Source organism: Acidovorax sp. LjRoot38 (genome assembly GCF_964252975.1).
Classification (GTDB): domain Bacteria; phylum Pseudomonadota; class Gammaproteobacteria; order Burkholderiales; family Burkholderiaceae_C; genus Acidovorax; species Acidovorax facilis.
On sequence record NZ_CAXUPT020000004.1, the window covers coordinates 347,748 to 368,215 of the forward strand.

The 20,468-nt window shown below is 65.4% G+C and carries 18 protein-coding genes; 5 read left to right on the top strand and 13 right to left on the bottom strand.

Annotated elements, in window-relative coordinates:
* Positions 1 to 55 precede the first annotated feature (55 nt).
* From ACSQ22_RS09330 to ACSQ22_RS09350, 5 genes are all read right to left on the bottom strand, one after another.
* Positions 56 to 1,717, bottom strand: a complete 1,662-nt coding sequence (locus tag ACSQ22_RS09330; RefSeq protein ID WP_121419936.1) for a methyl-accepting chemotaxis protein — start codon at positions 1,715 to 1,717, stop codon at positions 56 to 58.
* 86 nt (positions 1,718 to 1,803) lie between these two features.
* Positions 1,804 to 2,877 (bottom strand): sulfotransferase family protein, encoded by a 1,074-nt coding sequence (locus tag ACSQ22_RS09335; RefSeq protein WP_228895050.1) that lies wholly within the window; start codon positions 2,875 to 2,877, stop codon positions 1,804 to 1,806.
* Positions 2,874 to 3,899, bottom strand: a complete 1,026-nt coding sequence (locus tag ACSQ22_RS09340; RefSeq protein ID WP_228895052.1) for a hypothetical protein — start codon at positions 3,897 to 3,899, stop codon at positions 2,874 to 2,876. Before ACSQ22_RS09340 ends, ACSQ22_RS09335 begins: the two co-directional genes overlap by 4 nt.
* Before the next feature lie 28 nt (positions 3,900 to 3,927).
* Entirely contained in the window at positions 3,928 to 4,608 is a 681-nt protein-coding gene (cysC, locus tag ACSQ22_RS09345) for an adenylyl-sulfate kinase (protein WP_055397584.1), read from the bottom strand.
* Positions 4,609 to 4,665: 57 nt separating this feature from the next.
* On the bottom strand, positions 4,666 to 5,220 hold the full coding sequence (locus ACSQ22_RS09350) for an acyl-homoserine-lactone synthase (protein WP_228895053.1): 555 nt from the start codon (positions 5,218 to 5,220) through the stop codon (positions 4,666 to 4,668).
* Between the two features lie 219 nt (positions 5,221 to 5,439).
* On the opposite strand from ACSQ22_RS09350, the gene ACSQ22_RS09355 reads away from it, so the two are divergent.
* Entirely contained in the window at positions 5,440 to 6,153 is a 714-nt protein-coding gene (locus tag ACSQ22_RS09355; protein ID WP_055397427.1) for an autoinducer binding domain-containing protein, read from the top strand.
* Positions 6,154 to 6,211: 58 nt separating this feature from the next.
* Positions 6,212 to 6,655 (top strand): DUF4902 domain-containing protein, encoded by a 444-nt coding sequence (locus ACSQ22_RS09360; RefSeq protein ID WP_055397425.1) that lies wholly within the window; start codon positions 6,212 to 6,214, stop codon positions 6,653 to 6,655.
* Between the two features lie 65 nt (positions 6,656 to 6,720).
* On the opposite strand, the gene ACSQ22_RS09365 is transcribed toward ACSQ22_RS09360, so the two are convergent.
* Together ACSQ22_RS09365 and ACSQ22_RS09370 are read right to left on the bottom strand one after the other, a co-directional pair.
* A complete protein-coding gene (locus ACSQ22_RS09365; protein ID WP_199731197.1) occupies positions 6,721 to 7,407 on the bottom strand; it encodes an RluA family pseudouridine synthase in 687 nt (228 codons plus the stop codon).
* Positions 7,394 to 9,619, bottom strand: a complete 2,226-nt coding sequence (locus ACSQ22_RS09370; RefSeq protein ID WP_121506583.1) for a PAS domain-containing hybrid sensor histidine kinase/response regulator — start codon at positions 9,617 to 9,619, stop codon at positions 7,394 to 7,396. Before ACSQ22_RS09370 ends, ACSQ22_RS09365 begins: the two co-directional genes overlap by 14 nt.
* Before the next feature lie 306 nt (positions 9,620 to 9,925).
* On the opposite strand from ACSQ22_RS09370, the gene ACSQ22_RS09375 reads away from it, so the two are divergent.
* Positions 9,926 to 10,588 carry an NAD(P)H-dependent oxidoreductase gene (locus tag ACSQ22_RS09375; RefSeq protein ID WP_055397419.1) on the top strand — a complete coding sequence of 221 codons (663 nt, stop codon included), beginning with the start codon at positions 9,926 to 9,928 and terminating at the stop codon, positions 10,586 to 10,588.
* Between the two features lie 63 nt (positions 10,589 to 10,651).
* Here ACSQ22_RS09375 and ACSQ22_RS09380 read toward each other — a convergent pair whose 3' ends face one another.
* The 4 genes from ACSQ22_RS09380 to ACSQ22_RS09395 form a co-directional block, all read right to left on the bottom strand.
* Positions 10,652 to 12,004, bottom strand: coding sequence for an MFS transporter (locus ACSQ22_RS09380; protein WP_436130138.1), 1,353 nt, complete (start codon positions 12,002 to 12,004; stop codon positions 10,652 to 10,654).
* Positions 11,994 to 13,274, bottom strand: a complete 1,281-nt coding sequence (locus ACSQ22_RS09385; protein WP_436130139.1) for an acyltransferase family protein — start codon at positions 13,272 to 13,274, stop codon at positions 11,994 to 11,996. The genes ACSQ22_RS09380 and ACSQ22_RS09385 overlap by 11 nt, the downstream gene beginning before the upstream one ends.
* Before the next feature lie 72 nt (positions 13,275 to 13,346).
* Positions 13,347 to 14,387, bottom strand: coding sequence for a MerR family transcriptional regulator (locus ACSQ22_RS09390; protein WP_121419944.1), 1,041 nt, complete (start codon positions 14,385 to 14,387; stop codon positions 13,347 to 13,349).
* A gap of 4 nt (positions 14,388 to 14,391) precedes the next feature.
* Positions 14,392 to 14,793 carry an FKBP-type peptidyl-prolyl cis-trans isomerase gene (locus ACSQ22_RS09395; RefSeq protein ID WP_369801340.1) on the bottom strand — a complete coding sequence of 134 codons (402 nt, stop codon included), beginning with the start codon at positions 14,791 to 14,793 and terminating at the stop codon, positions 14,392 to 14,394.
* Positions 14,794 to 15,025: 232 nt separating this feature from the next.
* On the opposite strand from ACSQ22_RS09395, the gene soxC reads away from it, so the two are divergent.
* Positions 15,026 to 16,273 (top strand): sulfite dehydrogenase, encoded by a 1,248-nt coding sequence (soxC, locus tag ACSQ22_RS09400; RefSeq protein ID WP_436130140.1) that lies wholly within the window; start codon positions 15,026 to 15,028, stop codon positions 16,271 to 16,273.
* Positions 16,266 to 16,919, top strand: coding sequence for a c-type cytochrome (locus ACSQ22_RS09405; protein ID WP_431152854.1), 654 nt, complete (start codon positions 16,266 to 16,268; stop codon positions 16,917 to 16,919). The genes soxC and ACSQ22_RS09405 overlap by 8 nt, the downstream gene beginning before the upstream one ends.
* 6 nt (positions 16,920 to 16,925) lie before the next feature.
* Here ACSQ22_RS09405 and ACSQ22_RS09410 read toward each other — a convergent pair whose 3' ends face one another.
* The gene (locus ACSQ22_RS09410) at positions 16,926 to 17,537 is read right to left on the bottom strand and encodes a Crp/Fnr family transcriptional regulator (RefSeq protein WP_431152855.1); all 612 of its coding nucleotides are present in this window, start codon (positions 17,535 to 17,537) and stop codon (positions 16,926 to 16,928) included.
* Between the two features lie 23 nt (positions 17,538 to 17,560).
* Complete coding sequence (gene gcvP, locus ACSQ22_RS09415) at positions 17,561 to 20,452, bottom strand: aminomethyl-transferring glycine dehydrogenase (RefSeq protein ID WP_436130141.1); 2,892 nt, start codon at positions 20,450 to 20,452, stop codon at positions 17,561 to 17,563.
* Between the last annotated feature and the right edge of the window lie 16 nt (positions 20,453 to 20,468).

A 20,468-nucleotide genomic window follows, 5' to 3' on the forward strand; every position in this document is an offset into this window, starting at 1 on the left:
CATCAAGCGCCAGGGCCTCAAAAGGCCCTAAACCATCGCCTTGGCTTGCGGCGCCTCAGGCTGCAGCGATGGCGCGGGGCGCGCCGACACGCGCAACCGGTGCCAGGGCTGGGTGGGCCGTGTGGGCCGATGGTGTGGGCGCCCGGCTGGCGGCAGGCAGCGGGGTGCTGCTGCCTGCTGCATCCAACTGGAACACCGAGACCAGCTGGACGAGATCCAGGGCCTGGCTCTTCATGCTGCTGGCGGCGGCGGCCATTTCTTCGACCAGGGCTGCGTTCTGTTGCGTGGCCTGGTCCATCTGCATCACGGCTTCACCCACCTGGCCCACGCCGTCGCTCTGCTCGGCGCTGGCGGCACTGATCTCGCTCATGATGTCCGTCACACGCCGGATCGACTGGACGACATCCGTCATCGTCTGCCCGGCCTTGTCGACCAGGGCCGTGCCCTGGTCCACACGGCTGACGCTGGCCGAGATGAGTTCCTTGATCTCCTTGGCAGCTTCGGCCGACCGGCCCGCCAGCCCCCGCACTTCGGTGGCCACCACGGCAAAGCCCCGGCCCTGCTCGCCCGCACGCGCGGCTTCCACGGCGGCGTTCAGTGCCAGGATGTTGGTCTGAAAGGCGATGCCATCGATCACGCTGATGATGTCGGCAATTTTCTTGGAGCTGTCGTTGATGCCCTTCATGGTCTCCACCACCTGGGCCACCACTTCGCCACCCTGCACGGCCACGTCGTTGGCATTGCGGGCGAGCTTGTTGGCTTGCTGGGCGCTGTCGGAGTTCTGCTTCACGGTCGAGCCCAGCTCCTCCATGGAAGCAGCGGTTTGCTGCAGCGCGCTGGCCTGGCGTTCGGTGCGGGCCGAGAGGTCGTGGTTGCCCTGCGAGATTTCTGCACTGGCGGTGGAGACGCTTTCGGCGCTTTGCCGCACGTTGGCCACGATGTCGGCCAGCTTGGCACGCATGTGTGCCAGCTCGGTGAGCAACTGGCCCGGCTCGTCCTTGGCCCCCTGGGGAATGGGAGTGGCCAGGTCACCCGCCGCGATGGCCGTGGTGGCCTGTACGGCCTGCCGCACAGGGGCGGTGATGGAGCGGGTGGTCCACCACGCCAGGAACAACCCCACCAGGATGGCCAGCACGGTGCTGCCGCTCACCCAGGCGGTGCTGGCCTCGGCCTTGCGCGTGGTGTCCTTCAGGGTGCTGGCCACGCCTTCGTCCAGCGTGTGGGTCAGCTCTTGCAGCACGGCCGCGTAACTCTGAAAGACGGGCGCCAGCACGGTATCGGCCTGCGCGGCCACGTCCTGTCCCGCCTCCTTGGCTTTGACGAGTTCGGTGCGCTTGACGCGGTAGGCATCGCGCGCGGCGATGGCCTGGTCGTAAAGCTGCATTTCCTTGCCGGACAACAGGTAGCTGCGCACCTCCTGCATGCGCTTGCTTTGCACCTCGACCACGGCAGACATGTCTTTCTTGAGCTTGCCGGCGTACTGGGCGTCGTTGGCTTTGAGGAAGGCCTCGGTGCGCAACCAGTTCATCTGGATGTCGGTCTGCCACTGGTGCACGATGCCCTGGCGCTTGAGTTCCGAGGTGGCAATGTGCTCGTTGCTGTGCTGCAGGGCGGTCACGCTCATGACGCCGAGTACAGCGATGACCATGGTGATCAGTAGCAGCAGCCCGAATGCCACTCCAAGTCGAATGCCCAGTTTCAGGTCTTTGATGCGCATGGCGGTTCCTTGAGGGTGCAGTGGCGAAGGTGTGTGAAGGGGGCTGGGGTCGGGTGCCTGTGGACCAGGTTGGTTTGCCGCGCTGGTCAGGACAAGGCCGCTGCCCCGGTTTCCAGGGAGCTGGTGCTTTGCAGGCGCTGGCGCACGCGCTCCAGGTAGTCGGCCCGCACGCGGCGGGCCGCATAGTCGCGCGGCGCACTGCGCAGCAACTGCTCCCAGGCCTCGACGCGCCGTTTTTCTGACTGCTGGTGGCACTGCGCCAGCACCACGGGCGTGGGGGGCAGGGCCTGGGCCTCGGTCATGCATTCGTAGCCGTAGTAGTGCATGGTTTCCCACGCCAGGCTTTCGATGGTCTCGATCTCGTGGGGCTGTAGCTGGGTCTTGAACTTGTCCTTGTTGGCTGGCAGGGGGGCAAAGCAGTTGGACTCCCACAGGGCGGACATGCGGGACAGGTCTTGCGCCTCTTGCGATGCTGCGATGTCCAGCATCTGTGGCAGAAACTCGATGCCGATGAACTGGCAGATGCGCCGCAGCGTGTGTTCCTGGTCGCCCAGGAAGTCTTCGTAGCGGATGGTGAGCACGCGGTCCGGGTAGCGCAATGCCAGTGCGCGGCCGGTGGCGTGGGCCTTGACCCAGGCCAGGGCGTTGAGTGTGGTGTCGAAGTCGTGAATGATCGCCCGGTTCATCGAAGCCACCTGCGCCCGGGGGTCGCGCACCACGTTCAGAAAGCGCATATCCGGAAACAGGGCCATCAGGTCGTGCGCGTAGTGGACGCTGTCGAGCGACTTGTCCATGGCCACGCTGGCCCCGTGCTGCTCCGCACTGCGCAGCAGCAGCTCCCACACAATGCGGTGCACGCTGCGGGGTTCGTTCTCCAGCGCGTTGAAGATCTCCTCGGCGTCGAAATGCACCCCCGGCCACTTCACCATGCTGGATTGCTGCAGTCCCACCACGTCCTTGACCATCTGCCGGTACGCGCTGTCGTCGCGCAGGTCGCCATACAGTGGCACCAGGGGCATGAAGTCCACGATGTGCAGGGGGTAGGGGGAGTGGAACTGTGGGCTGGCGTTCAGGCGCAGGCGCAGTGCATGGCTGCCGCAGCGCCGCAGCGGAATCATCAACAGCGGAAGCGGGCGTGTGGTGCGGGTTGGCTGGTTCATGGTGTGTCTGCCTCCAAGTGCGCGAAGAACTCGTTGATGAAGCGATCCATATCCTGGTCGGGCAGCCGGTCGATGCCGCCCGCGCCATGGCGACCGCCACCCGCCGGGTAGCGGCTGCAGAAAATGTCGGCACGGCTGGCGCTGGCGCTGCCGATACGCAGGTTCACCAGAAAGTCGCCGTCCGAACGGGGCGTGAGCACGGCGACCGAACGCCCGTTGTTGCGCGCCACCAGCTGGTTGGCCAGGGTGCCGCACAGACGCCGGGCCCATGCGCGGTCGGGCAGCACGTACACGGTGGCCCGGTCGTTGGCGGTGTAGGGGGCCAGGTCCTGCACGGCCTGCTGGTCGCTGGCATGGCCTTCTTGCAGGCGGCGGAATTCGTAGGCCTTGGCCATGAAGTCGAGCGGGCTTTCAAAGCGATGGAGTGACCGGTACAGCTGCACGGGGCAAAAGTGCAGGTCTTCGCGGCTTTCGCCATAGGCGTTGTAGTTGAGCAGGTAGCCCAGCTGCGCCAGCGCACCGCGTGTGGCCGCCGTGCAGCCATGCTCGCGCGCCATGCGGTCGGCCACGGCGTCCAGGTTGTCACCGTAGGCCGCCACGATGGCCCACTGGCGCAAAACGCCGCCCAGGTGGCGGTCTACCAGGATGCTGGTGCAGACGTCCAGGCCGGTGTCAATGTGGGCGGTGAGCTGCGGGTGGCGAAAAAGGGTTTTTGCGCTGTGGTGGTCGAAATAAGTCACGTTGCCGCCGCCATTGAGGACCCGGCACACGCCCTGCGCGTTGCGGTCCCACGAGATGTCGAGCGCCGTCACCTGCAGTGGCCGCCCCGAGGGCAGCTGGTCGAACAGGGCAATGTCCCGTTTTACGCCGCTGATGAGAAAGCTGTCGCGGGGCTCTACCAGGCGCAGCTGGTGCAGCGCACACAGCCCGTCGGCATCACCGTTGAAGAGGTCATAGGCGTGCACCCCATGGGCCGTGGGGGCTGGCGCCGGGGCGGAGACTGGGGCGTGGTCGGTAGACATGGAAAGAAACGTGCAAAAAAAGACAGCCCTAGCGGATGTACCCGCGCTGGCGCAGGAGCGCGAGCACCTGCGCGCAGGCATCGGGCAGGCTCAGGTGGGCGGTGTCGATGCTGAAATCAGGCGATTCGGGTGCCTCGTAGGGGGCGGAAACCCCTGTGAACTGTGGGATGTGCCCCGCTCGCGCCAGGGTGTACAAGCCTTTGGGGTCGCGGCCCTCGCACACGTTGAGCGGGGTGCTCACATGCACCTCCAGAAAGCGGTGTTCTCCGATGAGCGCACGGGCCATGGCACGGTCGCTGCGCTGGGGGGAGATGAGTGCGGTGAACACCATCAGCCCGGCGTCGTTCATGAGGGCGGCGACTTCGGCCACGCGCCGAATGTTTTCCGAGCGCTCGGCGGCGCTGAAACCGAGGTCGCGGTTGAGCCGGTGCCGCAGGTTGTCCCCGTCCAGCACAAAACTCGCAAACCCGAGCCCATGCAGTTCTTCCTCCAGCGCATAGGCCAGGGTGGACTTGCCCGCGCCGCTCAGGCCGGTGAGCCAGAGGGTGACGGGGCGCTGCTGCAGCAGGTCCTCGCGCAGGGGACCTGTCACCCGTCCGGCATGCGGGATCACCACCCGCAGGCCGTGGGGCGTCAGGCCTGGAGAGGCAGCCGCAGCCGCAGGGGTCGGGCCCTGTGCCGGGTGCTGGAGCGAGGAAGGCTGCGGCATGGTCATGTCAGGCAAGGGCTGTGGGCGGCGAGCGTGTCAGCAGGCGGGTTCGTGTTGTCACTTGCACCGAATGGAGCAGGCAAAAAGCGGATGGCCCTGGACCACGGTGGGCGGGCCCAGGCGATGCGATTCAAAACCCGTGCGGCGCAGCAGGCGCTCCACCCCCAGTGGCGAGACAGTGACCATGCGCTGGGCCCCGTGTGCCATGGCGCACCGGCTGGCCGCCTGCAGCAGGCCGGTGGTGATGGGCGAGGAGAACTGGTCGAGCGCAGAGCCCGTGGGACCTGAAAAATCCATGGATGCAAAGCGGGACAGCTCCCACACCTCCGGCGCGTCGGGGGCCTGGGCACCGTTGAGCAGTTGCGGAAACACCTCGGCCAGCAGGTAGGGGCGGGTGGTGGGTAGAAGCCGGGCGGTGCCGATGACCTCGCCGTCTTCGTTCTGGGCGATGACGTAGACGGTGTCGTCCCGGTCGAACTGGTCCAGCTCCAGGGCATCGCGGCAGTGCAGCTGCCAGCCCAGTTTTTCCACAAAAACGCGGTGCCGGTACCGGGCCATGCGGGTCATCAGTGGTGGACGCAGTTCCGCAGAGCAGCCAGAGGTGATGCGCATCGGAGATTCCCTCATGAGTTTTCCCCATTAGAAAATCACCCGAAAATATTTGTAACTACCAACTCTGGTAGGTGTTGCCTGACCCCGTCCCTCTCAAAATCAACTCGCCAAAGGGCTTCAATGCCGCCAGAATGTGGAAAAACGTAACGGCGGTTGATGGTGCGTAATTCGCATGCGGATGGTCAGTCTCTGTGGGGTGGTGCTCGGTGTTGGAGTCCTATGACAAGCTGGCAAGAAGATCTTTTGGGGGTGATGGACCGCGCGCAGTCTGAGCAAGAGGTTTTTTGCAAAATCGAGCTTGCTGCGCACGCCTTGGGGTTTGAGTACTGCGCCTATGGCCTGCGGGTACCCATGCCCCTGTCCAACCCAAAGACCATTTTCTTGAACAACTACCCGCCGGCCTGGCAGGAGCGGTATGTGCAGCAGGGCTATGTGCAGGTGGACCCCACGGTGCAGCATGGGTGCCGCAAGCAGACCCCGCTGGTCTGGTCGGACGACGTGTTTGCATCAGCCCAGGATTTCTGGGAGGACGCGCGATCGTTTGGCCTGCGCTTTGGATGGGCGCAATCGTGCATTGATGGGGGCGGGGTGCGCGGCATGCTGACGCTGGCGCGTTCGTCCGATGCCCTGACACCCGACGAGATTGCCCACAGCGAGATGAAGATGCGCTGGCTGGCGCACATTGCGCACCTGATCCTGTCGCGCATCTTTACGACACGCCAGGCCGAAGAGATGCAGCCGCATCTGACGGCCAGAGAAATCGAGGTGCTCAAATGGACCGCCGACGGCAAGACCTCTGCCGACATCTCCTCGCTGCTGGATGTGTCGGAAAACACCGTGAACTTCCACGTCAAGAATGCCGTGACCAAACTGCAAACCACCAACAAGACGGCTGCCACCGTGCGTGCCGCCATGCTGGGGTTGCTGGGCTGATGCAGCGGCCCGGGGGCGCTGTAGGCCCTTGCGCACAGCCAGACCGCACCAAGCTGGGATGGGCCGCAACCTGGGTGGCCTGTGGGGAGCGGGCGTGAACGCCATGCAGGTGTCGCCGGATGGCCTGCTGCGCCTGTCGATTGACGAGTTGCTGTCCCTGCCCATCCACCATCTGATGTCGGCGGTAGACCTGGACCTGGTGGTGCCACGCACCGCAGTGTGCGGCTGCGAAACCACCATCAGCGGCTATACCGAATGGGTGAGCGCGTCCTGCCCCGTGGTTTCCATTGGCTGGGACTGGCACATCAGTCTCTGGACAGCGCAACGGCCCTTTGCCTGGGCACGGCTGGGCCAGCCCCGCAGCAACGTGATGCTGGTGTATTCCACGGGCAACGACACCGGGTGGCACAAGAACCTGGAACTGCTGTCCACGGTGGTGGACGCTTTGCCCTGGCAGGAACAATTGAGCCATTCGGTGACGGCCCTGCTGCCCAGTCATTGAGCATGGCTTGCTATTAAAAATATAGCTATAAATGACACCCTTCAAGCGCTGGGTGGCAAATAACTTCAAAAATCAGCTGCAAGCTCCCACCGCATGGCCTGCCCGGTGGTGGGGTGGGCCAAGGCCAGTTCCCCGGCATGCAGCAGCAGGCGTGGCGCCTGGGCCTGGGTGGCGGCATTGGCGTACAGCGCGTCTCCCAGGATCGGGTGGCCCAGGGCGGCCAGATGCACGCGCAGTTGGTGCGTGCGGCCAGTGACGGGTTCGAGCTCGACCCGCGTGGTTCCTGCCGCCGTGTTGTGGTCCAGGGGGCGCCAGCGGGTGTGGCTGGGCTTGCCGTGCTCTGCATCAATCACGCGCAGGGGGCGTCGCTCCCAGTCGGCAGCGATGGGCAGATGGATGTCTGCCCAGGAGCCGGGCGGTTCTGCCACCAGGCCTTGCACGATTGCGACGTAGCGCTTGTGAATCTGCCGCTGTTCGAACGCCAGGCTCAGGCGCCGTTGTGCATCGGCATGCCGGGCCATGAGCACCAGGCCTGAGGTGGCCTGGTCCAGCCGGTGCACGATGAGTGCGCCGGGCCAGTGCTGCTGAGCGCGGGCACTCAGGCAGTCTTGCTTGTCGGGGCCGCGCCCTGGTACGCACAGCAGGCCTGAGGGCTTGCAGAGCACGAGCAGATCGGCATCCTCATGCAGTGCCACCGGGGCGGGTAGGCCAGCAGTGTCCGCAGCAAGCGCGCTGGTTTCAGCCTGCGGCATGGCTGTCCCCGCCCACCAGGCGCTGCACGGTGGCGCAAAGCTCTTCCACGTCGTTGGGCTTGTGAATCAATGCCTGTGCGCCTTCGGCCAGCGCAGCCTGTTCGATTTCGGCCGTGACGTAGCCCGAGGCCAGGGCCACGGGCAGGTCGGGGCGGATCAGGCGGGCTTCGCGCACGAGGTCCACTCCACAGAAGCCGGGCATGTTGTAGTCGGTGACCAGCAGGTCAAAGGCCTGCGGGGCAGCGCGAAGCGCGGCAGTGGCCTCGTGCGGGTCGGTGTAGCCGCTGACCTCATAGCCCCGGCGGCGCAGCAGGCGCTGAACCAGAAACACCAGGGCCTGGTCATCGTCCACGTACATCACGTGGTGCTTCTTGCGCGGTGCGCTGCCGGGGGTATCGGTGGCGGGAGGCGTCGAGGGTGCGGAGGATGCTGGTGCGGCCTGCACCGCTTGAGTGGGCTGCGCATCCAGGGTGCTTTGCGCCGCGCTGTGGGCGACCGGAAAGTACAACGTGAACCGGCTGCCCTGGCCGGGGGCACTGTGCACGTCCACGCCGCCTTCATGTGTGCGCATCACGCCGTGCACCACCGCCAGGCCGAGGCCCGTGCCCTGGCCCACGGGCTTGGTGGTGAAGAAGGGCTCGAAGATGCGTTCCAGCGTGGCAGCGTCCATGCCGGGGCCACTGTCGCGCACGGTCAGTGCGACATAGTCCACGGGGGCCAGGCCCAGCCGTTCGCTCAGGCGCTGGTCGGGCTGCACGGCAGCGGCTTCCACATGGATGCTGCCGCGCTCGGTGCCTTGGCTCTGGATGGCATGGACCGCATTGGTGCACAGGTTGAGCAGGGCCTGCTCGACCTGCGTGGCATCGGCCAGCACGGGGGGCAGGCCTGCTTGCAACTGCATGTGCAGCTCGATGGCGGGGGGCAGGGTGACGCGCAGCAGGCGTTCGGTGTCGTGCACCACTTCGGCCAACGACACTGCGGAGCGCTGCGGTGGCTCGTTGCGGCTGAAGGTGAGGATCTGGCGCACCAGGTCGCGCGCACGCCGACCGGCCTTGTCGATCTCCATCAGGCTTTCCAGCACGGGCGAACCTGCTGCACAGTCGGCCTTGGCCAGTTCGACATTGCCCAGGATCGCGCCCAGGATGTTGTTGAAGTCGTGAGCAATGCCGCCCGCCATGGTGCCCACGGCCTGCATCTTGTGCGACTCGCGCAGCTGGGCTTCCAGCTCGCTGCGGTGCGCCTCGGCCTTTTTGCGCCCGGTCAGGTCGCGGGCGAACACGGTGGTGGTTTCGCCCTCGGCATGGCGCTCGAACGACACGCTCACTTCCACGGCCAGTTCCTTGCCGCTGGCGGTCAACGCCGTCATCTCGCCCAGCAGGGCCTGGGTGGTGAGCTGGGCAAACGCCAGCGCCTGCGCCGCATCGGGCAAAAAGCGGTCAAGGGTGCTGCCCAGCGCGTCGCTGGCACTGCACTGGAACAGCGCTGCCGCCGTAGGGTTGAACACGGTGATGCGCTGGTGCTGGTCCACGCAAATGATGGCGTCCAGCGCGGAGTTGATGATGGCCTCCAGCCGCTTCTCACTGGCGCGGATCTGTTCGTTGCGCTGCTGCAGAGTAATGGCGCTGTGCTGCAGCGCCTGGCGCTCGGCCAGCAGTGGGCCTTGGTCGATCACTGCACACAGAAACTGCGACAGGGGGGGACCACTGCTTTGCGGGGCCTCAATGTGCGCGATGTGCAGGTCGCCCGTGATGGGCGTATCTGCATTGATGGAAAAAACGACCTCCTTGACCTCGCTGCGGCCCAGGTCCTGCGCCAGCGCGAAGGCCTCGCGCACGCGCCGGGCGTCCTGCGGGCGCACAAAGGGCATCAGTGCCGTGAGCGGGCGGTCGCGTTCGGTGGGCTGGAACGAGCGGTGCGCCATCGAGTTGGCCTGCACCACCATGTCGTGTTCGTCCACCACCATGAGGGCCAGCGGCACACTGGCAAACAGGGTCTCGAAGCGTTCGTAGGCGCTTTCCGCCACGGTCTGGCTGTAGCGCAGGACCTTGTTCTGGCTCTCCAACTCTGCCTGGTAGGCGCGCAGCTCAGCCACCAGGCCCTCGGCTCCTGTGCTGGGGGGCGTGGCACGCGGGGTGGGTGTCCCGGGCGCGTGACCTGTGGGAGCGGGCTGCCGCCCCGCAGGGTCCAGAAACGACAGGTCGGGTTCACTCATGGGAGGGGCGCGGCCAGGGGTTTTGGCGCGAGGAAAGTGCGCGCGCTGCGCAATGCTGTGGGCCAGAAAGCATGGCCACGAGTGTACGCCCGCAAGCCTGCGGATCCTGCAGGCCCCGGGGGCTCGTACACGCAGAGACCGGGGTGAACGGCTTCAGCGCCTCTTTCAAGGGGCGATTGTTGATCAATTGCGAACAATCCTTTTCTCTCACGGGGCTTACCGAAGGAGATTCGGATCCCTACAGTTCCACCATCCCGCATTTTTTAGATCCAACCCGATCGCTACTGACTGTCAGGAATTTTTGCCATGAACCCCATCGACGACACCTCCCTTGCCCAACCCCTGCTGAACAAACTGCAATGGCGCTATGCCGCCAAGAAGATGAACCCCACCAAGGCGGTTCCGCAGGAGAAGGTGGAGCGCATTCTCGAAGCCGCGCGCCTGGCGCCCACCTCTAGTGGCCTGCAGCCCTTTGAAATCATCGTGGTGACCGATCCCGCTGTGCGCGCCAAGATCCAGCCCATCGCCTGGAACCAGGCCCAGATCACCGACGGCTCGCACCTGCTGGTGTTTGCTGCATGGGACAACTACACGGCCGACCGCATCAACATGATGTTCGATCTGACCAATGACCAGCGTGGCTTCAAGAACGAAGGCTGGGAAAACTACCGCCAGATGCTGCTGAACAGCTACCCCCAGCGCGATGCCGAGGTGAACTTCCAGCACGCAGCCCGCCAAGCCTACATTGGCATGAGTGCCGCACTGATCGCCGCTGCGTTTGAAGAGGTGGACTCCACCCCCATGGAAGGTTTTGACCCCAACGCGCTCGATGAGATCCTGGGCCTTCGGGCACGTGGCCTGCGCAGCGTGTCGATCCTGCCGCTGGGTTACCGCGCCGATGAAGGCGACTGGCTGGTGAACCTGAAGAAGGTGCGCCGCCCCCGCGAGCAGTTCGTGACTGAAGTCTGAGGATCTCCTCCTAAGGCGCAAAAAAGGCTGGACGGTGGTCCAGCCTTTTTTGCGTGGGGAGCCTCAGCGTGTGGCGGGTGCTGCATCCGTCACGCGGCGCATGGGCGTCAGTACAAAAGCCAGCGCGGCCAGCACCACCAGCGTACCTCCGCTGGCCGCAAACAGCTGGGTCAGCGTGATGCTTTTCATCACCCAGCCCGTGACGGCTGCGGAGATGGGGGCCAGGCCCATGAAGATGAACATGAACAGGCTCATCGCCCGGCCAATCAGGGCCGGTGGCACACGTTGCTGGATCCAGGTGAACACGCTCACCTGCATGAAGCCGCCGAGCAGGCCGATGACCAGCATCAGCGTTGCGCCCTGCCACACGGCCGTGATCAGCCCCAGAGGCATGAACAGTACACCGATGATGGCGTCGAACGCCAGGATGGTCATGCCCAGGCTGCCAAAACGCAGCCTCGGCAACATGCCCGACGCCACCATGCCCAGGAGCGTGCCCGCGCCATGGGCGCCCACCATGGTGCCGAACGCGGCCGCGCCCAGCGCTGGCGTGCTGCTGGCCAGCACGGGGATGGCGATGTGGATGGGGCCCATGATGAACAGGGCGATGGCGCTCCAGTAGAGAAAGCAGGTGCGCAGTTCTCCATCGCGCCAGAAGTGAACGAGGCCCTGCGCCACCGATGCCAGCACCGCCTGGGGTGCGGCAGCCGGGGCCGAGTTGCCTGCATGGGTCTGCACCTTGGACAGCGTCCAGGCGGACACCGCAAAGCTCAGGGCATCCAGCGCGAAGGCCAGGCCGATGCCGGTGGCGTTGGCATGGGCCGGTGCACTGGCGACTTCTTTGACTGCGTCGCCCGCACCAAACAGCGCAATGAGCAGCCCTGCCAGCAGGGGCCCAAGGAACATGGTCAGCTGGCGCAGGCCCAGGCTGATGCCATTGGCGGCCTGCAACTGCGAGCGCGCCACCACGTGCGGCATCATGGCCGTGCCAGCAGGAATGCTGAAGGCCGTGGCCAGGCCAATGCCCAGCGACAGCGCATACACCATCCACAGCGTCAGGGTGCCTGCAAGCACCAGCCCCGCCAGCACGGCCAGCAGCACCAGGTTGATGTATTTGGTGATCATCAGCACCTGCTTGGGCGAGTGGCGGTCTACCAGTGCTCCGCCGATCAGGATGAACAGTGCGCGCGGCACGCTGATGAGGGCCAGCACGGTGCCCAGCACCAGGGTGTCGCCCGTCATCTGCAGCACCAGCCAGGGCAGTGCAATCAGCGTGAACTGGTCGCCCAGCATGGACAGGAAGGAGCCGCTCGTCATCCAGCGAAAGTTGGGGTCCTTGAACAGCGCGGCGCGCGGGTCCTGGGGGGCGCTCTTTGGGTGGGGGGGCGAAGGGTGATGGGGCATTTCAGGTCGCATGAACAGAGTCTCCAAAAGATTTGCGGGTGTGCCGGCGCCCGTTGAGCCACTGGCTCACGGCGGTGAATCGCACGCACAGGTGGTAGCTGGCCAGGCACAGGGCCGTGGTGGCCAGCACGTTGAGAGCCATCTTGGCCAGGACGGGAATCGGCACGCCATACAGCAGCGCGCCAAAACCAATCGTCAGCGGCAGGTGCACGAGGTACACCCAGTACGAGCTGTCGGCCAGGTAGGCCAGCCAGGCACGGGGCTGTCCGACGTGGCGCAGAAAGAGTCCGATCAGCGCAAAGCTCCACAACCAGGACGCGGCGTTGTAAGCCAGTGCCATCCAGAACTGCAGGTGCCGGGTGGCAGAGACGGGCTCGGCCAGGATCTCGGTGAAGGCACCGGTGACCAGGACCAGAGCAAAGGCCGAAGCCTCAGGCTGGGCCAGCACTTCCGACAAGAATGCAGTGATCAGGAAGCAAACGAGCCCCAGGCCCGCCAGCACGGGCCAGTGCCTTGCGTAGCGCACCATCAAGTCCCTGCGCTGCGTGTACAGGCACAGCCCGAATCCGTAGAAAAGCCCGTTGTGGAGCCATTCCGCCAAGGGAGGCAGAAAGGAACCGCTGGGCGTGACAATTCCGTGGTCGTAGTGGGCGCCGATCCAGGCGAGTGGAAGGGTGAGCGCCACAACGCCCAGGGCCGAACCGCCCAGCCAGGCGGCGAAGCGCCCCAGGGCTTTTTGCACGCCGCCGGGCAGCGCACGTGCTGCAGCCCACACCACAGGCGTGAACACGGCCAGCCACAGCAGCATCCACAGAAACCACAGGTGCATGGTCGGCGGGCCTTTGGGTACGTTGGGGCCGTGGGGCAGCAGGCTGCGGTCCACGCCCCAGGTGCCATGGGCCATGCGGTGCAGGAACAACAGGCCCAGCAAGGCGCTGACCGCCAACAAGGGCGGCCAGAACACCACAAAAGGCAGGCCCAGGCGGCGCAGCCGGTTGCGCACCATGCCCGCCAGCCCTCGGTGCTGCACCAGTGCCGACACAAAAAAACCGGCCAGGATAAAAAACAGGGGCATGCGGAACGCATGGATAACCGCCACCAGCAAGTCGGCCACCGACGTGGACAAATCGTCGTGCCAGGGCAGGGGAGACGGCCGGCTCATGTAAATGACCGAAACATGCAGCACGATGCCCAGCCACATCATGGCGGCGCGCAGATTGTCCAGGGCATGCAGTTTTCGGCCCGGGGCGGCGGATTCTGGGGTGTGAGTCGGTCCATTCATAGGGACCGACTGTGAAGCCTCACGTTGCGTGAGGGTCAAGCACTTTTCTGACTTTTTGGGGCGGTGCTGTTGTCAGCGGTGTGGGGATACCACAGCGGCCGCAGGTGCTGGCATGGCGTGCGCCAGCGCTGCCTGCAGATAGGCGCGCACGGGAGCACTCAGGGGCGAGCCTGCCTGCAGCAGCGGTTCATTGGCTGAGGCCATGAGCAGCTTTTGGCGCAACTCGGGGCTGCGCCGCGTGAGTGTGTCGAACAGATCGTTCCAGCGCAAAGCGGCAGCCACCGCATCGGGGTGGTGGGGAGGAAGGGCGCGGGCCAGAAGCTGTTGAACGTCTTGCTCCAGCGCTGCCCAGTCGGTATGGGGCACATGGCCCAGTGTGCGCAGATCGTTGCGGGTCAGGTACTTTTCCAGCAGCGCCATGCGCAGCTTGATGGCCGTTTCGATGTACTCGATCATTTCACCCGGCGGTGCATGGTTGCGCCCCTGGGTGCTGGGTTCGGTGCGGAACATATGGCCCCAGCGCTCCAGCAGGTCCAGATCGCCCTTCATCCAGTGCAGCATGAGCGCCATCCAGCGGTAGGCCAGCGCCTGCACCTCGGGTGTGTCGGGTGCCAGTTGGCGGTCCATGGCACTGCGCACCAGGTCTTTGACGATCAGCCAGTCAGCCTCAATGAGGTTCCAGTTCTGAAAGATGTGCTTGAGTTCGGCCGAGCTGAAATACTTGCCATAGGTCGTCATCAGCGCCAGGGCCTCCAGCCAGTTGCCCATGTCTGGCTCGGCACCGGCCATCAGGCCGTCCCTCAGCATGGTCAGGCGTCCGCGCAGTTCGGTGGCCTGCGCGATTTGCTGGTCCAGCGAGCGGATCTGCTGCCCGATGATGCGTTCGGGGGCCATGCCGTCACCCGCCAGCAGCGCCCCGATGTCGCTGAGCGCCAGGCCCATCTGGCGCATGGTCTGGATGCCGTGCAGTCGCTGCACATCGGCCTGGCTGTAGAGGCGGTAGCCCGCCTCGGACCGGCCTGAAGGCTTGAGCAGCCCGATCTCGTCATAGTGGTGCAGCGTGCGCACCGTCAGGCCGGTGCGCCGCGCGAGATCACCGACCTTGAGCAGCATGGGGTCAGCGGCCGATGGAGATGAGTTCGATCTCGAAGTTGAGCGTGGCATTGGGTGGGATCACGCCACCGGCTCCCCGGGCGCCGTAAGCGATGGAGGGCGGGCAGGTCAGCTTGGCCTTGCCACCCGGCTTCATGCGTTGCACGCCTTCGGTCCAGCAGGGGATCACGCCGTTGAGCGGGAACGACGTCGGCTCGCCGCGCTTGTAGGAGCTGTCGAACTCCTTGCCGTCCAGAAACATGCCTTTGTAGTGCACCTTGACGGTGTCGGTGGCCTTGGGCGAATCGCCGGTGCCGTCCTTGAGCGATTCATAGACCAGGCCACTGGCCGTGGTGACGGGGCCTGCGGCCTGGGCAGAGGCAAAGGGGGCAGCCAGAAGGCCAATGAGCACAAGGGCGGAAGAAATGCGCACGGGGAGTCCTTGAAACAAAAAGAAAGGGGGAAAAGTCAGAACGCCATTTTGCTCGTCAGCAACGGTTGGGCTGCAAGCGGCGCGCCAGTGTAAAGGGCGTGGCGCCGTGGCTGGTGCCGATCCACTGTGGGCGCGTTAACCAACGTTAATGCGCAGCGGCATGCGGATGACAACACTGCAGCTGCGGCCAATGGGTGCCGAGTGCTTGTTTTTGCGGAGATGACGGATGCGTTCATTCAACGGCCACAGCGGACTGGCTCGGAGGACTTTTTTGGGGGGGCTTGCGACGGGGGGCGTGGGTATGGCGGCGGCGCAGGCAGCGCAGCCACGGCCACTGGCCGCCCGCTTGCCCGATGCGATGACCCGCCCCGGTGGGGCCGATCTGCCGTACGGCCTGCCCGCAGCACAGGAGGCGCAGGTGGAGCGGACCTTGTCCACTGCGGCAGGCTTTCCGGTGTGGCGCACGCCGTTGCAGCACCAGCGCAGCATCATCACCCCCAGCGGCCTGCACTTTGCCGTGCACCACAACGGCGTGCCCGACATTGCGCCGGAGCGCCACACACTGAAGGTGCATGGGCTGGTGCACAAACCGCTGCGCTTTGACTTGGAACGCCTGCTGCGCTACCCCATGGTCAGCCGCGTGCATTTTCTGGAATGCGCGGGCAACTCAGCCGCCAACGCGCTATCGCCCACGGCTCTGGACCAGACGCTGGGCGAGATTGCGGGCGAGGTGTCGTGTTCGGAGTGGACGGGCGTGCCGCTGGCCTATCTACTGAACGAAGCGGGGGTGAAGGACAGTGCCCAATGGGTGGTGGCCGAAGGCGCCGACGGTGGATCGCACAGCCGCAGCCTGCCGCTGAAGGCCTTGCTGGAGCACGGCATGGTGGCGCTGTACCAGAACGGAGAGCGGCTGCGGCCTTCGCAGGGCTACCCCATGCGCCTGTTCATGCCGGGCTGGGAGGGCAACGTCAACGTGAAATGGCTGCACCGGCTCGAAGTGACCGACGCGCCCGCCTACACCAAGGACGAGTCGGGTCTGTACACGCAAGTGTTGGCCGATGGACGGATCGAGCGCTTCGCGTTCCACATGGAAGTGAAGTCGGTGATCACGCACCCCTCCGGCCAGCAGCGTTTGCCTGAGCCCCATGGGTTTTGCGAAATCGCTGGTCTGGCCTGGTCGGGCCGGGGGCGCATAGCGCGTGTGGATGTGTCCTTGGACGGAGGTCGCACCTGGGCTGCGGCGCAGCTGCACGGCCCGGTACTGGACCGGGCCTTTACGCGCTTCACGCTGCCCTGGCAGTGGAACGGCCGCAAGGCCGACCTGATGAGCCGCGCCACGGACGAGCATGGTCGTACACAGCCACTGCGCAGTGAATGGAAGCGGCGCTATGCCATGCACTCGTTCAACCACTACAACGCGGTGCAGGCCTGGCGCGTGCAGGCCGATGGCCGCGTGGAGAACGTCTATGCGTGAAGACCTGTGCAGCCAATTGCTGCCCGCAGGACGCGCCACCCTGCGGCGGGGCGTGGCCGTGGCGATGGTGGTGGGACTGCTGAGTGCAGGCAGAGCCAGCGAGGTCCAGGCGCCGTCCGCTGCGGCTCCTGCACCAGCTGCGCCGCCACTTGTCATCGGCTTAGGCCAGCCGCTGTCGCCTGCCGACATCGATCGCTATGCCATCACCGTCTTCCCCAACGGCCGCAATCTGCCACCCGGCCGGGGCAGCGTGGAGCAGGGCGCGCGGCTGTATGCCATGCACTGCGCCGCCTGCCACGGCGCAAAGGGAATCGAAGGGCCCGCCGCCCGGCTGGTGGGCACAGATGGTTTTATCGGCTGGAGCGACCCGCTGCGCCCCCTGCGCGTGCGCAAGTACCCGCTGCAGGTGTTGTCGGTGGGCGCGATGTGGCCTTATGCCACGACGGTGTTCGACTATGTGCGTCGGGGCATGCCGATGCACGCGCCCAAGAGCCTGACCGATGACGAGGTGTACGGCATCACCGCGCACCTGCTGCATCTGAACGGGCTGGTGGCAGGTGACGCCCTCATGGACAAGGAAAAATTGCCCCAGGTGGTGATGCCAGGGCGGGATCGCACGGTCAGTGCGTGGCCACAGGAACGCTGAAAATTCTCAAACGCCGCGTGACGCTTCCACCAAGCCCAGCCGTGCCCGGATGCGTGATAGCGATACCGGCGAGATGCCCAGGTAGCTGGCCACATGGTGCTGCGGCAGGTGGGGCGTCAAATCACCGTGTGTAGCGAGAAAAGATTGGTAGCGCACCTCGGGCGGGTGGCTCAACAACTCGGCTTCGCGCTGTGCGTGCTGCTGAAACACATAGCCCAGGGCCTCTTCCAACAAGGGGCCGATGTGGGCAAAGCTGCGTTGCCACTGCTGCAAGGTGGCATAGGTCAGCTCCACAGCCTCTACGGGTGCCAGGGCCTCGATGGCATAAGGACTGGGCAGCGCCAGAGGCGGCAGGTTGCCAGCCACCCAGCTGCCGGTGCCGTGAAACGACCGGTTGCGTTCGGTTCCTTGTTCGTTCAGGTAGAACAGCCGAACCACACCGCTGCGCACCTGCCAGCAGCGCGTGCTGGTCTCGCCCGCGGGCTGCAGCAGCGTGCCTGCGCCGAACTGACGGCGGGGCAGGGCCTGCCACAGAGCGGCCAGGGCAGGTTCAGACCGGACCAGCGCGTCCAGCGCACGCGGCTGGCAGACAGTGCAGGCGCTGGTGGTCGAGGTCACTGCGTTCAGGCAATTCAGGCGTCTCAGGCGTAGTCAGACACCGGGATGCAGCTGCAGCTCAGATTGCGGTCACCCCATACGTTGTCCACGCGGCCAACAGGAGACCAGTACTTAGCCTGGCGCAGGGCGGCCACCGGGTAAGCGGCGGCTTCGCGGGCGTAAGGGCGAGCCCATTCGCTGCCCAGCAGACTCTCGGCCGTGTGGGGTGCGTTCTTCAGCGGGTTGTTGTCCTGCGGCCAGACGCCGGATTCGATCTGGCGGATCTCTTCGCGGATGGCAATCATCGCGTCGACGAAGCGGTCGATCTCGAACAGCGTTTCGCTCTCGGTGGGCTCCACCATCAACGTGTTGGGCACGGGGAAGCTCAGCGTGGGCGCGTGGAAGCCGTAGTCGATCAGGCGCTTGGCGACATCCTCAGCCATCACGCCGCTGGTGTCCTTGAGGCCGCGCAGGTCCAGGATGCACTCGTGCGCCACGTGGCCATTGGCACTCGCGTACAGCGTGGGGTAGTGATCCTTGAGGCGTGCACTGATGTAGTTGGCCGAGAGGATGGCGGTTTCGGTCGCGGCCTGCAGGCCTTCGGCGCCCATCATGCGGCAGTACATCCAGCTGATGGGCAGCACGGCGGCATTGCCCAGAGGCGCTGCCGACACGGCACCCACGCCGCCGGCCACACCGGCCGTGGCATGACCAGGCAGGTAGGGCACCAGATCGGCCACCACACACACGGGACCCACGCCGGGGCCGCCACCGCCGTGCGGAATGCAGAAGGTCTTGTGCAGATTCAGGTGGCTCACGTCGCCGCCGAACTCGCCAGGGGCGGCCACGCCGACCAGGGCGTTCATGTTGGCGCCGTCCACATACACCCGGCCGCCGTGGCTGTGCACCAGGGCGCACAGCTCCTTCACCTGCGTTTCGAACACGCCGTGCGTGCTCGGGTAGGTGATCATGATGCAGGCCAGGTTGGCACTGTGCTGTTCGCACTTGGCCTGCAGGTCGGCCATGTCCACGTTGCCGTTGGCGTCGCAGGCGGTCACTACCACCTGCATGCCCACCATCTGGGCGCTGGCGGGGTTGGTGCCGTGTGCGCTGCTGGGGATCAGGCAGATGTTGCGGTGGCTATCGCCCTGGGCCTCATGGTAGGCCTTGATGGCCAGCAGGCCCGCGTATTCGCCTTGCGATCCGGCGTTGGGCTGCAGGCTGATGCCTGCGTAGCCCGTGGCCTGGCACAGCCAGGCGCGCAGTTGTTCGTCCAGCTCCTTGTAGCCTTGCAACTGGTCAGCGGGTGCGAAGGGGTGCACGTTGGCGAATTCGGGCCAGGTGATGGGGATCATCTCGCTCGTGGCATTGAGCTTCATGGTGCAGCTGCCCAGCGGGATCATGCTGCGGTCCAGCGCCAGGTCCTTGTCAGACAGCTGGCGGATGTAGCGCAGCATGCCGGTTTCGGAGTGGTGGGTGTTGAACACCGGGTGCGTGAGGTAGCTGCTGGTGCGGCGCAGCTCGGCCGGAATCAGCAACTCCACGCCTTTCTCAAAAGCATCGAACGTGGGCAACGCCTGGCCGTCCTGGGCAAAGACTTTCCACAGCAGCTCGATGTCGGCGCGCGTGGTGGTCTCGTCCAAGGAGATGCACAGGTAGTTTCCGAAATAAATTCGCAGGTTGGCGCCCAGCTGTACTGCGCGAGCAGCTATGGATTTAGTAGCGCCATCGGTTTTGAGCGTCAGCGTGTCAAAACACGCCTGCGGGCGCACCGGTGCGCCCAGTTGGGCGAGCCCCTTGGCCAGAATGGCGGTGTAGCTGGCCACCCGCTGTGCAATGCGCTTGAGCCCATCGGGGCCATGGTACACGGCGTACATGCTGGCGATCACGGCGGGCAACACCTGCGCGGTGCAGATGTTGGACGTGGCCTTTTCGCGGCGGATGTGCTGCTCGCGCGTTTGCAGGGCCAGGCGGTAGGCGGGCTTGCCATGTGTATCCACGCTCACGCCCACCAGGCGGCCGGGCAGACTGCGCTTGAACTCGTCGCGGCAGGCCATGTAGGCAGCGTGCGGGCCACCCGCGCCCATGGGCATGCCGAAGCGCTGCGTGGTGCCCACGACGATGTCGGCACCCCATTCACCGGGCGGGGTGATCAGCGTGAGGGCCAGCAGGTCGGCCGCTGCGATGAAGGCCGCCTGTTTGGCATGCGCCTTCTCCACATCAGCGCGCAGGTCGTCAATGCGGCCGCTGGTGGCAGGGTACTGGGCCAGCACGGCGAAATACTCGCCATTCAGCGCTGCATCCCATTCGGCGGCGGAGTTGGCCAGCACCACTTCGATATTGAGGGGCTTGGCACGGGTCTGGATCACTTCGATGGTTTGCGGGTGGGCATCACCGGCCACCACAAACACATTGCTCTTGCTCTTGACGGAGCGCTTGGCCAGCGTCATCGCCTCAGCGGCGGCCGTGGCTTCGTCCAGCATCGACGCATTGGCAATCGGCATGCCGGTCAGATCGCAGACCATGGTCTGAAAATTGACCAGCGCCTCCATGCGGCCTTGCGAGATTTCGGCCTGGTACGGCGTGTAGGCCGTGTACCAGGCGGGGTTCTCCAGGATGTTGCGCAGGATGACGCCCGGTGTGTGGGTGCCGTAGTAGCCCTGGCCGATGAAGCTCTTCAGGACCTGGTTCTTCGATGCCATCGCCTTGAGTTCGGCCAGCGCCGCCGCTTCCGTGATCGGCAGGGGCAGGTCCATCGCGCTGCTGCGTGCAATGGAGCGCGGGACGATGGAGTCGATGAGGGCGCGGCGCGAGGCCTCGCCAATCACCGACAGCATGTGCGCTTCATCGGCCGCATCGATGCCGATGTGGCGTGGCAGGAATTCGGTGGCGTTTTCAAGCGCTGCGAGCGTGGTCAGGGGGGCGAGGGTGGTCATCGGCGGCGGCGTGGGA